Origin of the sequence: Cronbergia sp. UHCC 0137, assembly GCF_034932285.1 — a bacterium.
GTDB lineage: Bacteria > Cyanobacteriota > Cyanobacteriia > Cyanobacteriales > Nostocaceae > Cronbergia.
This window is the reverse complement of record NZ_JAYGHC010000019.1, coordinates 110,727-111,883: the sequence shown is the minus strand read 5'-3', so window position 1 is coordinate 111,883 and position 1,157 is coordinate 110,727. Positions and strand designations below refer to the sequence as shown.

Sequence of the window (1,157 nt, the reverse complement as noted above, 5' to 3'; positions counted from 1 at the left end):
CCTGAAAAGTGTTCACTATGGTGGGTTTAGGCAACAATGGTGTAGATGTTGTCCTAATGAAGGGAGAGTGAAGGATGAATTTTCAGTCGGTGATTTCGATATTGCATCAGTTTTGGAGTGAGCGTGGTTGCTTGATTGCCCAGTCCTATGATATGGAAAAGGGTGCTGGTACTAAGAACCCCCATACTTTTTTAAGGGCGCTGGGTCCGGAACCTTGGGCTGTTGCTTATGTTGAACCTTGTCGTCGTCCTACTGATGGACGGTATGGTGAAAATCCCAATCGTTTTCAACACTATTATCAATACCAAGTTTTGATTAAGCCTTCTCCTGATAATATCCAGGAGATTTACCTGGATTCTTTGAGGGCTTTGGGTATTTGTCCTGAAGATCACGATATTCGTTTTGTGGAAGATAATTGGGAAGATGCGACGGTGGGGGCTTGGGGTACTGGTTGGGAGGTTTGGTTGGATGGGATGGAAATTACTCAATTTACCTATTTCCAACAGTGTGGTGGTATTGATTGTCGTCCGGTGTCGATTGAGATTACTTATGGGTTGGAGCGATTGGCGATGTATCTTCAGGAGGTGGAGTCGATTACTAAGATTCTGTGGACTGATAATATTAGTTATGGTGATGTTCATCTCCAGGGTGAGATTGAGCAGTGTATTTACAATTTTGAAGCGTCTAATTCGGAGATGCTGCTGACGCTGTTTAATTTATATGAGCAGGAAGCTTCTCAGTTATTGGAACGCGGTTTGGTGTTACCTAGTTTGGATTATGTGATTAAGTGTTCGCACAGTTTTAATTTGTTGGATGCTAGGGGGGTGATTTCTGTGACGGAAAGAACTCGCTATATTGCCCGAATTAGGCATTTGGCTCGACGTGTGGCACAATTATATGTGGAACAGCGAGAAAAGTTGGGTTTCCCTTTGCTGAAGGAAAAAAGTATTACCCAATAGACATCTCGAAAAAAGAATGTAGAGATGTTCGGTGGGATGTCTCTACAAGGGTTCTAGAAAAGGCATATTTAATTTTCACCAGAAAGGTGCGTCAGAAACTTAAAGTTCGGGATTTTAGCCTTAATTATTCTGTCTGACGCACCCTACACACTAGAAAATATCCGAAAAATAAATAGGGTTTGCTGAATAAACCAAAAA

The 1,157-nt window shown here is 42.0% G+C and carries 1 protein-coding gene; it reads left to right on the top strand.

What is annotated here, in order from left to right; translation table 11 throughout:
- Positions 1–74: 74 nt before the first annotated feature.
- On the top strand, positions 75–959 hold the full coding sequence (glyQ, locus tag VB711_RS12075; RefSeq protein ID WP_323286271.1) for a glycine--tRNA ligase subunit alpha: 885 nt from the start codon (positions 75–77) through the stop codon (positions 957–959).
- The last annotated feature ends 198 nt before the right edge of the window (positions 960–1,157 follow it).